Genomic DNA, 15,202 nt, shown 5'->3' with positions numbered 1-15,202 from the left:
GGGGCTCAGCCCGACCGATCGGCGGTGACCTGTCGTCGGAGGAGGAGCCAGCCGATCGCCGCGAACAGGGCCCCGGTGCCGCCGATCCACCCCCGCTGTACCGCGTTCAGCGGCGTCGACCGCATCGAGCGCAGTCTCGCGTCCCGGTACTCCCCGAGCGTGGTGTTCTCGCAGGCCCGCACGTCGCTCTCGTTCAGCGGGACCGTCTCCATGCCGAGGCCGGTGTCGACCAGCCGCGACTCCTCCGAGAGGTCCCCGCACCGCTCGACGTACGCCTCGTAGTCGGCGCGGGTCACCGACGTCGCGCCCGCGGCGTAGACGAGTCCGCCGACGAGGACCGCGCCGATCAGGAGTGCCCCCAGTCCGGCGGCGACGTCCGGCCAGTAGACTCCTCCCCGCTCACGCATCGCTCCACCTCCCGAGCGGCGGCGATGCGACCGACGCCGGCCGGCGGCGCTCGCGGGTCGTCCCGCCGGTCGCTGCGACCGCCGTCCGGTCGCGGTCGAGTCGGCTCATACCGTCCCTCAGTCTGTCAGGCGAAAAAGAAGTTGGGCGGCGGCGACGCGCCCTCAGGCCGGCCGGTCGCTCGCGCGCCCGTCGCCGTCGTCGTCGAAGCGCTCGACGCGCTCGACGGTCTCGTCCGCCTCCGCCGTCTCCGGCGGGTAGGAGACGGTCCGCTGCGGGTACGGGATGGAGATCCCGGCGTCGGCGAACCGGTCTTGGATCCGCTCGACTGCGGTCGCCTTCGAGCGCCAGCGCGCCTGCGGCGTCGGCGGGTCGATCCAGAAGCGGAGGTCGAGCAGGATCGCGGAGTCGCCGAAGCCGGAGGGGATCACGTACGGCTTCGGGTTGTTGGCGATCGTGTCGATGTCGGTCAGCACCTCCTCCGCGATGTCGCTGGCGGCGTCGGGGTCGTCGTCGTAGCCGATCCCGACCTCCATGTGGATCCGGAGCCGTCCCTCGCGGCTCCGGTTCGTGATCGCCTGGTTGGTGACCAGGTCGTTCGGGACGACGACGTACTCGCCGTCGAAGTTCCGCATGTGGGTGTTCATGATCGTGATCTCGGTGACGAACCCCTCCTCGTCGCCGATCGCGACCCAGTCGCCGATCTCGAACGGGCGCGCGAACATCAGCACGAAGCCGGCGATGAGCGAGCCGAGCGTCTGCCGGGCCGCCATCCCGAGCACGATGCCGAGGAAGCCCGCGCCGACGAGGAGCCCGCCGAGGTTCACACCCCAGATCCCGAGGACGGTGACGCCCGCGACCACGAGCAGGCCGACCTGCATGATCCGGGTGAGGAGCTGCTCCTGATGGGCCGTGATGCGGTCGCTGTCGTTCGAGAGGTCGGCGACGTACTCCTCTAACACGTCGCTCGCGACGTAGGCGCCGCCGAGCAGCAGCGCCGAGAGGAGGAGCCGCCCGGCGACGGTCGCGACGTTCTCCGCGACCGGGAGGGCCGCGGCGACGACCGAGAACTGTCCCCACAGCGTCAGCACGGCGACGGCGGCGAGCGCGAACAGCGCGAGCTGGAAGAGGCCGACGAGCAGTCGCAGGCCGAACGAGACCGGCAGCGCCTCGCGGAGCGTCTCGATCGACGACTCGCCGCGGCCGTCGAGGAATCCCTCCAGTCGGTCCGCCGTCACCCGCTCGCCCGTCCGGACGGCCCGCGGGAGCAGTAGCCACCCGACCGCGACGGTCAGGAGGAAGATCCCGCCGGTCGCGGCGAGGCGGGCCTCCGTGGTCGCGACGCTGCCCAGCGTCGCGTCGATCCAGGGGCCGAGTTGCGCGGTCACTCTCTGCGTCTTCGTCGTCGGACTTAAAAAGGCACCCCTACGGCTATCGATTCGGAGAACCGGCTTCGGGCGGCGAAACCGCCCCTCAGCGTCCGCGTCGAAGCTCCTCGATCAGCCGCTCGATGAGCTCGGACTGCCGGTCGAGCCGCTCGGACTGCTCCTCGACGACACGGCGGAGCTCGGCCACCTCGGTCGCGAGGTCCTCGCCCTCGACGCCCGCGCTCTCGAACGGCGAGCCGTCGAAGGCGTCGGCGTCGGTCGGGGCCGCCGCGGATCCCTCGGCCGCCGCCCCCTCCGCGGGCGGCTCTCCCGCGGTGTCGCTCGCGAGGTCGGCCTCGGCCGCCGGGTCGACGTCGACCGCGGAGTCCTCCGCGGCGGGTTCGCTCAGCGCGGCGGCGTCGCCGCCGGTCTCGTTGACGGCCTCGTCGCCGATCTCGGGCCCAGTCTCCGGGCCGTCGGCGGGGTCGGTGTCGACGGGGTCGGCGGTCGCGTCGCTCGCCTCTCCCGCGGGCGCGGCCGCGGAATCGTCATCAGTTCCGGCCGCGGCCGAGGGCTCGGGGTCGCCCACGCCCGCGGAGAGCGGGTCGTCCGGCGCCCCTGTGTCACCCGCGATGCCGTCCCCTCCCCCCTCCGCCTCGGCTTCCGCCTCCGCGTCGGCGACGGGGGAGGCCGAGAGGGGGTCGGGCCCCTCGCCGAAGTCGGTGGTGCCGTCGGTGCCCGCGCCGCTCCCGGCCCCTTCATCTTCGTCGTCGGCGACGGTCACGCGGAACTCCTCTAAGCTGGCGACGTCGTGGAAGTCGCAGACGGCGTCGACGAGGGTCTCGCGGAGCGCCCGGGCGGACTCGTTGGGGGCCTTGAAGCGCTCGGAGCGGCCGCCGTGGGCGAGCACGACCGCGGTCGCGACGGTGCCCTCCTCGAAGTCGAGGTCGGTGAGATCGGCGTAGGGGAACTCCTCGAACTCCTCGTCCCAGACGGCGGAGCCGACGTGTTTGACGAGTCGGTCGCTGGTGACGACGAGGGTGAGCTCGGAGAAGCGGAAGGTGCGGAGGACGGACTCGCCGGGGTCGGTGACGCCGGTCGCGGAGAGGACGCCGGCGAGGATCGGGTGGAGGGCCTCGTCGGCGCGCTTCGCCGGCAGCGAGAGGGTCTCGTCGCCGTCGAGGCCGTAGCCGAGGGTGAGCTTCGCCTTGCGGCGGCCCGTCGAAATCGCGATGCGTTCGACGTCGTGGGAGTACTCGGCGACCGACTCGTCCGACAGCAGGCCGTCGCCGCGGTAGACGAGCGTCCGCGTCGGCGTGACCGCGAGCCGGTCGTCTCCCCCCAGCGAGACCTCGGCGACGACGCTCTCGTCGCCGACGGTCTCCGCGAGCAGGTCGGGAAGGGTCATGTCCCGGGGATTCGCCGCGCCGGCCATAAATCCGCGGGGTCCGATTCTCGGATCCAACGCCTCGGACCGGTCACCTCTGGCGCGGCCGACTCGGGGCGCCCGCCCACGCTCTGTCACCGCCTCACACCCTTCCGACGGATGGGAAGCTTAAAGGGTTTCATCGCGGTACGTGAAGGTGAGGCCGGGTGGCTTAGCTGGACATAGCGCCGCACTCATAGGGTTCGGAGATTCGGTGCGGTGACGCCTTGGAAGCGTCCGCGTCCTTCCCGTGGCTCCGCCGAGCCTCGGACCTGGGACATGCGGAGATCGTGGGTTCGGAGCCCACCCCGGCCACTCACTCGTTGATACCTGACGAGCGGCAGCGCCGTTTCCTCGTACCGCCGCTCTGTTACCGCACCACCACCGGTCGAAACGCCTACGGCCCCCGCTCGCGACGGTGACGGTATGCACGCGCGTGACCTGATGGAATCCGACGTGAAGACGGTCGCCCCCGACGACGACGTCGCCGACGTGTTCAAGAAGTTCGCCCGCTACGAGTTCAGCGGCTTCCCCGTCGTCGACGGCGAGGACCGCTTGGTCGGCGTCATCACCGAGTCCGACCTCGTCGATCTGTTCGAGCCCGACGACGAGACGCTGTGGATCCCGATCGGGCTCCCGCCGTTCGTCGACACGCTCACGTATCAGGTGAAGGCGCCGTGGGGCGACCTCGACTTGGGCGTAGACATGATCCGGAACGCCGACCGCCCCGTCTCCGACGTGATGAGCACCGACGTGGCGACGGTGACCCCCGACGCCCCGGTCGACGACGTGCTCGACCTGCTCGTCGGCGACGACCCCGACATCAACCGCGTTCCGGTCGTGGACGAGGACGGGCGCGTCGTCGGGATCATCGCCCGCCAAGACGTGATCCGGGCGTTCCGGGATAAGCGACTGGCGTAGCCGGTCTCTCGGCGTGAGAACGCTCCCCCGCGTTGATATTCGACCCCCGCGTATCGACGCGTATGAGCCACTCGTCCGAACAGACAGCGACGTTCGACGCCCGCACAGAGTTAGAGGAGGGAACCCGAGTCCGCGCTGAGACCCGCCACTTCGAGTTCGTCATCGACGAGCCGGAATCGCTCGGCGGCACCGACGCCGGCCCCAATCCGGTCGAGTACCTGCTCGGCTCGCTCGGCGGCTGTCTGAGCATCGTCGGCCGCGTCGTCGCCGGCGAGATGGACATCGATGTCGCCGAGCTGGCGATCGACCTCGAGGGCGACCTCGATCCGGCGAAGTTTCAGGGCGCCGATGTCGACTCGCGCGCCGGCTTCCAAGTAGATACGCGCGTCGGTTCACGCGGAGCTGCGCTCGCGGGACGGTGCGCCCGTCAGCGACGACACTCGCGACGAGTGGCTCGCTCGCGTCGAGCAGCGGTGCCCGGTGAGCGACAACCTCAGCGGCGAGACCCCGATCGCGCTCGATCTGTCCTAACCCGCGCCGTCGGCCCTCACGGATCGACCCGCACGAGCCACGCCTCGGGGTCGTCGATCTCCGCCTTGGTCGGCAGGTGCTCCGGGCGCTCCCAGACGGCGCCGGCGGCCTCGATCCCCCGGGCGTCGGCGACGTGGCGGAAGAAGGCGGCGCCGCGCTCGTACTGGCGCCGTTTCATCCCAAGCCCGAGGAGTCGCTGGGCGAGCTGCCGGATCGGTCCGCCGCCCCCGCGGCGCTCGTCGAGCTTGCGCCGCAGATCGGCGTACTCGCCGTCGAACGCGCGGTCCATCAGCACCTCCGCGTACCCCTCGACCGCCGTCATCGCCGCCTGCAGCTCGCCGAACGCTTCCGTGTCGAGCCCGCCGATCGTCACCTCGCCGGCCGTCAGCCCCTCGACGCCGCGCTCGACGCGCGATTCGAGGTACTCCGGGAGCCACGGCGCCGCGCCGAACTCGGCCGCGTGCGTCACCTCGTGGAAGGCGATCCACCGGCGGAACCGCGGGTAGTCGACGTCGAGCTCCGCCGCGACGCGCACGATGTTCGGGTGGACGAAGTAGAGCCCGTGCTCGGCGTCCGGCTCGTCCGCGAGCAACAGGGGGTCGTACTGCCCGAGCACGTTCCGCGCGAGGAAGCCGAGCGCGAACGCCATCGTCCCGGTGTTGGCGACCCGCGAGACGTCCCGCGAGAACGCGGCGATCGGGTTGCCGGAGCCGGTAGGCCCCCGGGGACCGCCGACCCCCCCCGGACCGCCGGATCCGCCGGCGCCCCCGAACGGGTCCGGAATCCGGTCGAGCGGCCCTTCGGTCGTCCAGTCGCTGCTCTCGGGTTTCCAGTCGCCGCCCTCTGTCGTCCAGTTATCCTCGCTCGCTGGCTCGCCGGGGGCGCCGTCCGCCCCCGCTTGCCCGGTCGCCGCCGCCTCGATCGGCGCCATCACGTTCCGGAACGTGTCGACGCTCGCGTCGATCCAGTGGTGACGGTTCTGCACTTCGATCGCGTCGGGCACGTCGAACGCGATTCCCGCGACCTCGCCGAGCCGGGTCCGGGCGTCCCGGACGTCGGCGGCGTACCCCTCCCGCTCGGCGGCCGTGAGCGCCAGCGAGCCCGGGTCGGTGCTCGCCTTCGCGGCCGCCGCGGCCCGGTCCCAGTCGACGACGCCGGTGCCGGACGCCTCGGAGACCGCGCGCAGGCTTCGGAGAATGTCCATACCGACGGGAGGGGTGCGCGCCTCAAGTCGTTTGCGTCGGGTTCAGTCAGTCGGTAGCCGCGTCGGACCGCGTCCAGTCGTCACTCGTCGCCGGCGATCCCCGACGGGACCTCGTCGTCGCCGCGGAGCTTCGCGACGCCGACCGCGACCGCGACGAGCGCGGCCACCGCGAGCAGGAGACCGGCGACCGCCCGCGCCGAAACGCCGCCGTCGGTCTCGGTGTCGTCCTCGTCGGCGTCTGCGTCTGCGTCCGCTTCCGACGCGGCGATCGCCGTCGGCTCGTCACTCGCGCCGAACAGTTCGAACGGCCCGATTTCGATGTCGCCGTCGCCGAGGTGGACCTCCAACAGGGTAAATGAGGAATCGGTCATATCTCGTTGTTCGTGCGGCAACGATTTAGTCGTGGCGGCCGGCGGGGACCGTCGACCCGCGACCGGCGGGACGCCGCCGCCTCGCGACCGGCGGGCCCTCGCCCTCGCGGTCGCCCCCGACCGGCGGTTTCTTGCCGTGCGCCCCGTCACTCGCGTGCATGCACGAGCGCGGCCGAACGTTCCTCGACGACCTGCTCGCGACCGCCAGCCCCTCCGGGTTCGAGACTCCGAGCCAGCGGGTCTGGACCGACTACGTCCGCGGGTTCGCGGACGACGTCTCCGTCGACGCCTACGGCAACGCCGTCGCCGTCCACGAGGGCGCCCCCGACGCGCCGGCGATCGCCTGCACCGGCCACGCCGACGAGATCGGGTTCATCGTCCGCGACGTGCTCGACGACGGCTTCCTCCGCATCTCCCGGATCGGCGGCTCAGACCGCACCGTCTCGAAGGGCCAGCACGTCACGGTCCACGCCGACGAGCCCGTCCAGGGCGTGATCGGCCAGACCGCGATCCACCTGCGCGACGCCGGGGACGAGGAGTACGAGGAGATCGCCGGCCAGTTCGTCGACATCGGCGCGACTGACGCCGACGAGGCCCGCGAGCACGTCGAGGTCGGCGACCCCGTCACCTTCTCGACCGACTGCGAGGAGCTCGCCGGCGACCGGATCGCGGCCCGCGGGATCGATAACCGCACGGGGGCGTGGGCGGCCGCCGAGGGACTCCGCCGTGCGGCCGAACGCGACGTCGACGCGACCGTGTACGCCGTCTCCACTGTCCAAGAGGAGGTCGGTCTTCAGGGCGCCCGGATGGTCGGCGTCGACCTCGACGACGTGGACGCGTTCGTCGCCGTCGACGTCACGCACGCCACCGACAACCCCGACGTCGACACCGAGCGCCGCGGGCCGGTCGAGCTCGGCGCGGGGCCGGTGATCGCCCGCGGCAGCGCGAACCACCCCGTCCTCGTGGAACTCGCACGCGGCGCCGCCGCCGCGGACGACATCGACGTGCAGCTCCAGGCGACCGGATCTCGAACGGGCACCGACGCCGACGCCTTCTACACCGCGCGCGGCGGCGTCCCCTCGCTCAACGTCTCGATCCCGAACCGATACATGCACACGCCCGTGGAGGTTGTCGACCTCGGCGACCTCGACGCGGTCGCTGACCTGCTCGCCGCCGTCGCCGACGACGCGGCCGAGGCGGCCCCGTTCGCCGTCGACGTCTGAGGGGCGCGTCGTCCGCGGCCGACCGGCTGTTCCCGCCGCAGTCGGGGAAACCGAACCACGGTAAACCGGGGCACGGTGCGGTCGAAACGGAACTGTTTTACAATATCCTGCCGTATCCGAGAATGCGTCGAACGGACGTGCGCTCTGGTGGTGTAGTCCGGCCAATCATATTGCCCTCTCACGGCAATGACCTGGGTTCGAATCCCAGCCGGAGCATCCTAACCCGACGCCTTCTCCCGATTTTTGCCGTGAACTACCCAGCGGTAAACCGATGCCCTCACAAGCCACGGATCGGTCGATGACGCGCTCGCGGCATGGGATCAAACACGCACCGAGTACGGCACCACGCTCGTCGTCCGCGGGAAGCAGATGGGTGACGTGCGGCTGAGCTTGGACTGATCAGCGGCTCGGAGTGGTCGCCTGAACGAGTGCCGCGTGGTACGGCCGTCAAGCGGGCCGGCAATCGATAAAACCGACCGGTTTACAAGTCAACTACAGTCTCACTACTCTGTACGCCTACCCTATCCGTTTCGACGTGTTTCGACAGAGCCCAAGGGCGGTTGTCGATTTATTCACCCTCGTCAGTTTGTTATGGCAACCGTTGACTATTCACGTGACGAGTGATGGCAGTAGCATATGGCGATTGACCGTGTGACAGTTTCACTTGATACGGATGCGAAGGAGGCACTCGATGATCTCACTGAACGAACGGGGCACGGGCAAAGCGAGCTACTGCGGCGTGCGTTGACCTTCTACGCTGCTAATTACCAAGCCGCAACGACTGACGCGGGGACGAAGCTCGGCGATTATCACAAAATGCTCTCGGGCGGTGAACACGTTCTTCTCGACGTCGATTTCCTCCACTGCTTCCTCGATTACGTGTCTGATAGCGACGACGAGCCGGATCCCGACTTCTTAGCGAAAGCGGACCAAGTCTCTGAGTATCACGCACACGAGTACGACGGTGAGTTTGAGACGCTCGACGAGTTACTTGAGTGGCTCTCGCTGTGCGGGTTTTTGAGTGTCCGTCGGAGTGACGATAACCGGTATCACGTCGTGTTTCCGTCAGATCAGATCCGGTGGTTTATGACTCGATTTATTGAACGGAGTGCGGCGAATCTCCCCTTCGACCTCGTTATTGAGGAAGGGTTAACGAAGGTGCTGATCACTGAGACGAGACCGGACAAATGAGAACGATCCCTGTTCGGCGATCGCCGATACTCCAGTAGTATGCAGAATTCATACTGATTCATACGATGACATCGCGCCGACGCATTACGTGTGAGTTTCTAACAACCACATATTTATACTGAGATACATATGAGATTCGTAGCCATGTCGAATGATAGCACGTTTGCAGAGCGGCTCAAACGGCGTCGGTTCGTTCGTCTGAGTGGCGGTGCCGGAGTCGCGGCCTTGGCGGGGTGCAGTAGTCAGGAAGACCTCCAAGGCGACGGTGGTGACGGCGGTGATGGGTCGTCCGACGGTTCCGACTCGGAGGACGGCTCCGACTCGGCGGACGGTGAGGACGGTGGGGCGGGCGACAGCGACCCGATCGGTGTCGGTGTCGTGATCCCGTTCAGTGGTGACCTGAGTGACTTCGGGCAACCGATGCTGAACGGCCTGGAAATGGCGTTAGAGGATATCAACGCCGCCGGTGGGCCGCTCGGCAGAGAGATCGAACTGTTCGACGAGGACTCGGAAACCAATTCGACTGCGGGGGTCAACGCGGCGAACTCCCTCGTGAACACGCAGAACGTCTCAGGACTGATCGGGGCGGTTTCGAGCGGCGTGACGATCAGTATCGCCCAATCAGTGAGTATTCCGAACGAGGTTCTGCACATCACGTCTGCGTCGTCGTCACCGACGATCAGCACGCTCGACGACAACGACCTCGTGTTCCGGACGCGGACGAACGACCGGTTCATCGCGCAGGTCATGGCACAGATCATCGAAGACGAGGGAGCGGACTCCGCGGCAGTTCTCTACATTAACAACGATTTCGGGGCGGCGCTCGCAGACACGTTCGAGGAAACGTTTAGCGGGACGACGACGGCCACGGTCGGGTACGAGTCCGGACAGTCCTCGTACCAGCAGGCGTTGTCCGAGCTGTACGCCGACGATCCGGAGTTCATCGCGTACGCCGGGTACCCGGAGAGCGGGACCACCATTCTGAATCAGTGGAACGAGGAGGGGTACGGTGGGAACTGGGTGCTGCACACGAGTCTCCTCTCACAGGACTTCCTCAACAACGTCGGCGCGGATATCCTCAACGGGATGTACGGCGTGCGGACGCTCCCGCCCACTGGTGACGCAACGAGTAGCTTCGAAGCGGATTACGCCGACGCGTACCCGGACGCCGACCTGTTCTCGCCGTACTCGTGGAACTCGTACGACGCGCTCGTTTCCTACGCGCTCGCGGTCCATCACGCCGGGACGACCGATCCGAACACGGTCAAGGAAAGCATGCGTCCGGTCTCAAATCCCGATGGTGACACCGTGAGTTACGCGGAGGTCGGCGACGGATTCGACCTGATCGATGACGGGACGACGATCGATTACTCGGGGCCGAGCGGGCAGGTGAACTACGACGAGAACGGCGACGTCGCCAGTGACATGGTTATCGTGCAAGTCGAGGACGGCGAGTTCGTCGATCAGGAAACGATTCCGGCCGGTGACCTGATCTAACGATTTCGCATCCTGTAGCCGAACTACGGGATGCCCGCGCTCTATCACCAACTCATCCATGATTGGCAGCTACACTCAACGGGTGCATCGGCCTCTCCGCGGTGGGAGGACTAATGACTAGCAGCGATATCCGTGTCGGCGTCGATATCGGGGGTACGTTCACCGATCTTGTCACGATCTCGGACGGAACGCTCGACGTTACGAAGACGTCTTCGACGCCTGAAGCGCCGGAAGACGGCGTCACGGACGGACTCGAACAAACGCGTGAGAAGACGGGGGTTCAATTCGAGGACGTCGATTTCTTCGCGCACGGGACGACGGTCGCGACGAACGCGGTACTCGAGGAAGACTGGGCGGACACCGCGTTAGTCACGACCGGCGGCTTCCGCGACGTGCTCGAAATCGGGCGGCAGGCGCGTCCCGACATTTATGACTTCCAAACGGAGAAACCGGCGACCGTCGTTCCCCGAAACCACCGGTACGAGATCCCGGAACGGCTGGACGAACGGGGCGACGTGTCGACACCGCTCGATGAAGCGGCCGCTCGTGACGTCGCAGCGCAACTCGTGGACGCGGATATTTCGAGCGTTGCGATCAGCCTCCTCTTCTCGTACGAGAACGACGAGCATGAGCGTCGCATCCAAGAAATACTGGAGGCAGAAGGCGTTGACGCGTCGTTCTCGCTGTCGAGCGAGGTGCTGCCCGAGATCCGCGAGTACGAACGGACGTTGACGACCGCGCTCAACGCGGCGCTAAAGCCGGTAATGGACCGGTATCTCGGGAATCTCGAGACACAGATCGCCGACCTCGGGATTCGCCCGGACCTCGAGATCATGCAATCGAACGGCGGTATCATCACCGCCGATATCGCGCGGACGCGTCCGGTCAACACGCTGCTTTCGGGCCCGGCAGCCGGCGTCCAGGGGGCGAGTTACGTGGCCGGGCTCGCCGGCATCGAGAATCTGATCACGATGGACATGGGCGGCACGTCGTGTGACGTCTCGCTCGTCGAAGGTGGCGATCCGATGGTCGCCACCGACGTGGAGGTCGGCGACTACCCGGTCAACGTGCCGATGATCGATATTCACACGGTCGGCGCCGGCGGCGGCTCGATCGCGTGGATCGACGACGGCGACGCGCTCCGCGTCGGGCCGCGGTCCGCGGGCGCCGACCCGGGACCGATCTGTTACGGTCGCGGCGGCACCAGCCCGACGATCACGGACGCGCAGCTCCTCTTGGGGCGGCTGAATCCCGACGCGTTCCTCTCCGACGACCTGTCTGTCGACGTGAACCGCGTCGAGGAGATCTTCGAACGGGAGCTCGCCGACCCGCTCGGGAAGTCCGTCGAGGCCGCCGCGCAGGGCGTGCTCGACGTCGCCAACGCGAGCATGGAGCGGGCCCTTCGGGTGGTGTCGGTCGAACGCGGGTACGATCCGCGAGACTTCGGGCTCGTCGCGTTCGGCGGGGCCGGGCCACTCCACGCGACGACGCTCGCCGCCGAACTCGATATTCCGCGGGTGCTCATCCCGCGGACCGCCGGTGTGCTTTCCGCGCTCGGGTTACTGATCAGCGACATCCTGTACGACTACAGTACCTCTCGCGTTCGGAACTGGGAGGGTGTCGAGCCGAGCGACCTCCAAGCGACCTTCGACGAGTTCGTCGCTAACGGCCGCGAGCAGTTAGCGAACGAGAACTTAGACGAGTCACAGATGCAGTTCGAACGGTCGGTCGACCTCCGGTACGCCGGGCAGTCTTTCGAGCTGTCCGTCCCGATCCCTGACGGGCCGCTCGATTCCCAGACGAAGGCCACGATCCGAGACCGCTTCCACACCAAGCACCGACAACGCTACGGGCACGCCTACGACGACGAGCCGATCGAGCTCGTCACGCTTCGCACGCGCGCTCGCGGCGTCGTCGAGACGCCCAACCTCCGGCAGGACACGAACACGGGGGACGTCGCGGACGCGATCGTCGAGGAGCGGCCGGTTCAGTTCGACGGCGAGGTGCGTGACACGCGCGTCTACCGGCGGGAGCAGTTGCCGCCCGCCGGCAGTTTCACCGGGCCGGCGATCGTGGAGGGCGCGGAGAGCACGGTCGTCGTCCGCCCGGAGCAGTCCGTCGAGGTGGACGAGTACGGCAGTCTCATCGTGGAGGTCCACTCATGAGCGACTCTTCAGCCATCGATTCGGTAACGCTCGAGGTGACCCGGAACGCGGCCGCGGCGGTCTGCGAGGAGATGAACGCGAACCTGATCCGGACGGGGTACTCTCCGAACATCAAGGAGCGGCGCGACTGCTCGTGTGCCCTGTTCGACGCAGACGCCGAGATGATCGCACAGGCGGAGAACATGCCGGTGCACCTCGGTTCGATGCCGTTCTCGGTTCGAGCCGCAGTCGACCGGTTCCCGCGCGAATCGCTGAACCCCGGCGACGCGATACTGCTCAACGACCCGTTCTACGGCGGGGCGCATCTCCCGGATCTCACGCTCGTCACGCCGGTGTATCACGACGGCGAGCTCATCGCGTTCACCGCGAACCGCGCGCACCACGCGGACGTCGGCGGCTCGCACGCCGGGAGCGTCTCCGCGGATTCGACCGAGATCTATCAGGAGGGACTCCGGATCCCGCCGGTGAAACTCTTCGAAGGGGGCGACCCGAACGACGCCGTCTTCGAGATGATCCTCTCGAACGTCCGGACGCCGGACGAACGTCGCGGCGACCTCCGGGCGCAGGAAGCCGCGAACGAGACCGGACGGCGGCGGTTCGGCGAGCTCGCGGACCGGTACGGGGCCGACAAGCTGGGAGTCGCGCTCGAGGAGATCAAAAACTACTCCGAGCGCCGGATGCGGTCGGAGATCGAGTCGCTGCCCGACGGCGAGTACTCGTTCGAGGACGTGCTCGATGACGACGGCGCTGGAAACGTTGACCTTCCGATCGAGGTCACGCTGACGATCGACGGCGACGAGATCCTCGTCGATTTCACCGGCACCGCGGATCAGACCGCCGGTCCGGTCAACGCGGTCTTCGCCGTGACCGCGTCCGCGACCTACTACGCGGTTCGCTGCGTGACCGACCCGGAGATACCCCCGAATCACGGGTGCTATCGGCCGATCACGATCGAGGCGCCCGAGCAGAGCATCGTGAACCCGGACCCGCCCGCGGCCGTCGTCGGCGGGAACCTGGAGACGTCACAACGCGTGACGGACGTCGTGCTCGGCGCGTTCGCCGAGGTCGTTCCCGAGAAGGTCGTCGCGGGCTCGCAGGGCACGATGAACAACGTCACGTTCGGCGGGGAGGATCCCCGGTCGGACGAACCGTACGCGTTCTACGAGACCCAAGGCGGTGGGTTCGGTGGACGCGCCGGGAAAGACGGGTTGGACGGCGTGCACGTCCACATGTCGAACACGATGAACACGCCCGCGGAGGTGCTCGAAACCGCCTACCCGCTCCGCGTTGCGCGGTACGAACTCCGTGAGGATTCGGGCGGGGCGGGCGAGTTCCGCGGTGGACTCGGCCTGCGTCGTGACATCACCGTCAGGGACCACACGGCGACGTTCAGCCTCCTCGCGGACCGGCAGACGCATCGTCCGTACGGGCTGCTGGGCGGCACCGACGGCGACTCCGGGAGCGCGGTCCGTATCGATCCCGACGGCGACACCGAGCGGCTGCCGCAGAAATCCACGCACTCGTTGCCCCCCGGAACGACGGTGAGTATTCGAACGCCCGGCGCCGGCGGGTACGGCGACCCGACCGCCCGATCGAAGGCCGCGATCGAACGAGACCTCCGTACGGAGAAACTCTCGATCGGGCACGCCCGAGACCTGTACGGTGACGCGGTGATCGACGAGATCACCGGGTCGGACACAGACGCCGTGAGCGACGGTGGACAATCCGATGAATGAGTCACACCAACTCCCCGCTTGGCCTGCGGATTGCGCCGCATCTCGCCGTCGTGAGCATGGGCTACGTGATGTTCGGGTACGCCGGCGTCCCGGAATTCTACCTGAACCGGTACGACATCGGCTACGCGTCGTTCGGCCTCATGCTCTCAGCGACGCTGCTTCCGTTCGTCTTGGTGCAGTGGCCGGCGAGCAAACTCGTGGAGCGAACCACGACGACCCGACTGCTGATCACCGCGACGGTCGTCCAAGCGGGGCTCGCGGTGACCGTGGACTTCGCCCCGACGTTTCCGGCGGTGCTCGGCCTCCGGTTCCTGTGGGGAATCGCCGCCGGACTGGTTCTCAGCGTCGGTGCGACACACGTCGCTCGCCTCTACAGGGGGGACGCCGCGAGCCGGCAACAAGGCGTGTACGGCGGGATGCTGACGCTCGGCGGGGCGTTCGGCTTCCTGATCACGCCGCGGCTCGTGACCGCGACGAACGGGATCGGTATCCACGCGCTCGGCACGCTTATTGCGATTCCTGCCGTCGGTATTTTGTATCTCAATCGCGCCGATCGAATGACGGCCCCGTCGGAAACGGCGTCCGACGCCGCCGGCGCATCGGTACTGACGAATCCGGTCGTCGTTCTCGCGTCGCTCTGCTACGTCGCCGCCATCGGATCGTACCTGACGCTCTCGGCGTTCATCACCTCGTACTTCGAGGACCTCGGACTCCTCGGTCCGTTGAACGCGCTCGTTCTCGGGGTCGCAACCCTCGGCCGGGCAGCGGGCGGGAGCGCGGTCGTCGGCTTTCGGATAACCGACCCGAAAATCATCGCGGGAGCTTCGACAGTGGCCGCACTCGGGTTCGGCACACTCGCCGCAGCGCCGTCGGGCCCGCTTCGCGTCGGACTCCCGCTCCTCGTCATGCTGGCGGTATCAGTTCCGTTCGGCGCGATATACAACGTCGCCGCGGGCGCGACTGCCGCCGAAGGCAGCGCGCTAGCGATGGTCATCGCGGTCGGCAACCTCGTCGCACTCGTGTTACCGGTCGTCACCGGCTCCATCCGGGACGCCACCGGGGGGTACGAGGGCGCATTTATGATACTGGTCGGACTGAACACGCTCGCAATCGGTGCAGCGGTCCTCATCACGCGAACACACTAATGACACGACACTCGCCGCCA

12 protein-coding genes, 2 tRNA genes and 1 pseudogene are annotated in these 15,202 nt (G+C 67.7%); 10 read left to right on the top strand and 5 right to left on the bottom strand.

The window, feature by feature from the left end; translation table 11 throughout:
* Positions 1 to 5: 5 nt before the first annotated feature.
* From B4V06_RS15905 to B4V06_RS15895, 3 genes are all read right to left on the bottom strand, one after another.
* Positions 6 to 407, bottom strand: a complete 402-nt coding sequence (locus B4V06_RS15905) for a hypothetical protein (RefSeq protein ID WP_123112944.1) — start codon at positions 405 to 407, stop codon at positions 6 to 8.
* 162 nt (positions 408 to 569) lie between these two features.
* Positions 570 to 1,793, bottom strand: a complete 1,224-nt coding sequence (locus B4V06_RS15900) for a mechanosensitive ion channel family protein (RefSeq protein WP_255212481.1) — start codon at positions 1,791 to 1,793, stop codon at positions 570 to 572.
* Between the two features lie 85 nt (positions 1,794 to 1,878).
* The gene (locus B4V06_RS15895; RefSeq protein ID WP_498170587.1) at positions 1,879 to 3,180 is read right to left on the bottom strand and encodes a DUF7115 domain-containing protein; all 1,302 of its coding nucleotides are present in this window, start codon (positions 3,178 to 3,180) and stop codon (positions 1,879 to 1,881) included.
* Between the two features lie 179 nt (positions 3,181 to 3,359).
* Between B4V06_RS15895 and B4V06_RS15890 the strand changes: the two genes are divergently transcribed.
* The 3 genes and pseudogenes from B4V06_RS15890 to B4V06_RS15880 form a co-directional block, all read left to right on the top strand.
* Positions 3,360 to 3,513 (top strand) — tRNA-Met (locus B4V06_RS15890).
* Positions 3,514 to 3,624: 111 nt separating this feature from the next.
* Entirely contained in the window at positions 3,625 to 4,119 is a 495-nt protein-coding gene (locus B4V06_RS15885; protein ID WP_123112942.1) for a CBS domain-containing protein, read from the top strand.
* Between the two features lie 62 nt (positions 4,120 to 4,181).
* Positions 4,182 to 4,409: pseudogene (locus B4V06_RS15880) on the top strand (OsmC family protein); the annotation flags it as partial.
* Positions 4,410 to 4,666: 257 nt separating this feature from the next.
* Here the strand turns inward: B4V06_RS15880 and B4V06_RS15875 are convergent.
* Positions 4,667 to 5,854 carry a zinc-dependent metalloprotease gene (locus B4V06_RS15875; RefSeq protein WP_498170585.1) on the bottom strand — a complete coding sequence of 396 codons (1,188 nt, stop codon included), beginning with the start codon at positions 5,852 to 5,854 and terminating at the stop codon, positions 4,667 to 4,669.
* An 80-nt stretch (positions 5,855 to 5,934) separates the two neighbouring features.
* Positions 5,935 to 6,225: a hypothetical protein gene (locus B4V06_RS15870; protein WP_148041748.1), complete on the bottom strand. Its 291-nt coding sequence runs from the start codon at positions 6,223 to 6,225 to the stop codon at positions 5,935 to 5,937.
* Between the two features lie 158 nt (positions 6,226 to 6,383).
* Between B4V06_RS15870 and B4V06_RS15865 the strand changes: the two genes are divergently transcribed.
* From B4V06_RS15865 to B4V06_RS15835, 7 genes are all read left to right on the top strand, one after another.
* Positions 6,384 to 7,448: a zinc-binding metallopeptidase family protein gene (locus B4V06_RS15865; RefSeq protein WP_498170584.1), complete on the top strand. Its 1,065-nt coding sequence runs from the start codon at positions 6,384 to 6,386 to the stop codon at positions 7,446 to 7,448.
* 141 nt (positions 7,449 to 7,589) lie between these two features.
* A tRNA-Glu gene (locus B4V06_RS15860) sits at positions 7,590 to 7,664 on the top strand.
* Between the two features lie 420 nt (positions 7,665 to 8,084).
* The gene (locus tag B4V06_RS15855; protein ID WP_176329395.1) at positions 8,085 to 8,639 is read left to right on the top strand and encodes a ribbon-helix-helix protein, CopG family; all 555 of its coding nucleotides are present in this window, start codon (positions 8,085 to 8,087) and stop codon (positions 8,637 to 8,639) included.
* 144 nt (positions 8,640 to 8,783) lie between these two features.
* Positions 8,784 to 10,136 (top strand): ABC transporter substrate-binding protein, encoded by a 1,353-nt coding sequence (locus B4V06_RS15850; RefSeq protein ID WP_176329396.1) that lies wholly within the window; start codon positions 8,784 to 8,786, stop codon positions 10,134 to 10,136.
* A gap of 113 nt (positions 10,137 to 10,249) precedes the next feature.
* Positions 10,250 to 12,301 carry a hydantoinase/oxoprolinase family protein gene (locus B4V06_RS15845; RefSeq protein ID WP_498170583.1) on the top strand — a complete coding sequence of 684 codons (2,052 nt, stop codon included), beginning with the start codon at positions 10,250 to 10,252 and terminating at the stop codon, positions 12,299 to 12,301.
* The gene (locus tag B4V06_RS15840; RefSeq protein ID WP_123112936.1) at positions 12,298 to 14,037 is read left to right on the top strand and encodes a hydantoinase B/oxoprolinase family protein; all 1,740 of its coding nucleotides are present in this window, start codon (positions 12,298 to 12,300) and stop codon (positions 14,035 to 14,037) included. Before B4V06_RS15845 ends, B4V06_RS15840 begins: the two co-directional genes overlap by 4 nt.
* Positions 14,034 to 15,182 carry an MFS transporter gene (locus tag B4V06_RS15835; protein ID WP_498170582.1) on the top strand — a complete coding sequence of 383 codons (1,149 nt, stop codon included), beginning with the start codon at positions 14,034 to 14,036 and terminating at the stop codon, positions 15,180 to 15,182. The genes B4V06_RS15840 and B4V06_RS15835 overlap by 4 nt, the downstream gene beginning before the upstream one ends.
* Positions 15,183 to 15,202 lie beyond the last annotated feature (20 nt).

The sequence above is a fragment of the Halorubrum sp. B53 genome, from assembly GCF_059752395.1.
Note: the sequence above shows the minus strand (reverse complement) of the source record. Positions and strands in the feature narration are given on the sequence as shown.

Coding starts and splice junctions, on each gene's coding strand:
- B4V06_RS15905 (WP_123112944.1), bottom strand. CDS start 407: ATGCGTGAGCGGGGAGGAGTCTACTGGCCGGACGTCGCCGCCGGACTG.
- B4V06_RS15895 (WP_498170587.1), bottom strand. CDS start 3,180: ATGACCCTTCCCGACCTGCTCGCGGAGACCGTCGGCGACGAGAGCGTC.
- B4V06_RS15885 (WP_123112942.1), top strand. CDS start 3,625: ATGCACGCGCGTGACCTGATGGAATCCGACGTGAAGACGGTCGCCCCC.
- B4V06_RS15875 (WP_498170585.1), bottom strand. CDS start 5,854: ATGGACATTCTCCGAAGCCTGCGCGCGGTCTCCGAGGCGTCCGGCACC.
- B4V06_RS15870 (WP_148041748.1), bottom strand. CDS start 6,225: ATGACCGATTCCTCATTTACCCTGTTGGAGGTCCACCTCGGCGACGGC.
- B4V06_RS15865 (WP_498170584.1), top strand. CDS start 6,384: ATGCACGAGCGCGGCCGAACGTTCCTCGACGACCTGCTCGCGACCGCC.
- B4V06_RS15855 (WP_176329395.1), top strand. CDS start 8,085: ATGGCGATTGACCGTGTGACAGTTTCACTTGATACGGATGCGAAGGAG.
- B4V06_RS15850 (WP_176329396.1), top strand. CDS start 8,784: ATGTCGAATGATAGCACGTTTGCAGAGCGGCTCAAACGGCGTCGGTTC.
- B4V06_RS15845 (WP_498170583.1), top strand. CDS start 10,250: ATGACTAGCAGCGATATCCGTGTCGGCGTCGATATCGGGGGTACGTTC.
- B4V06_RS15840 (WP_123112936.1), top strand. CDS start 12,298: ATGAGCGACTCTTCAGCCATCGATTCGGTAACGCTCGAGGTGACCCGG.
- B4V06_RS15835 (WP_498170582.1), top strand. CDS start 14,034: ATGAGTCACACCAACTCCCCGCTTGGCCTGCGGATTGCGCCGCATCTC.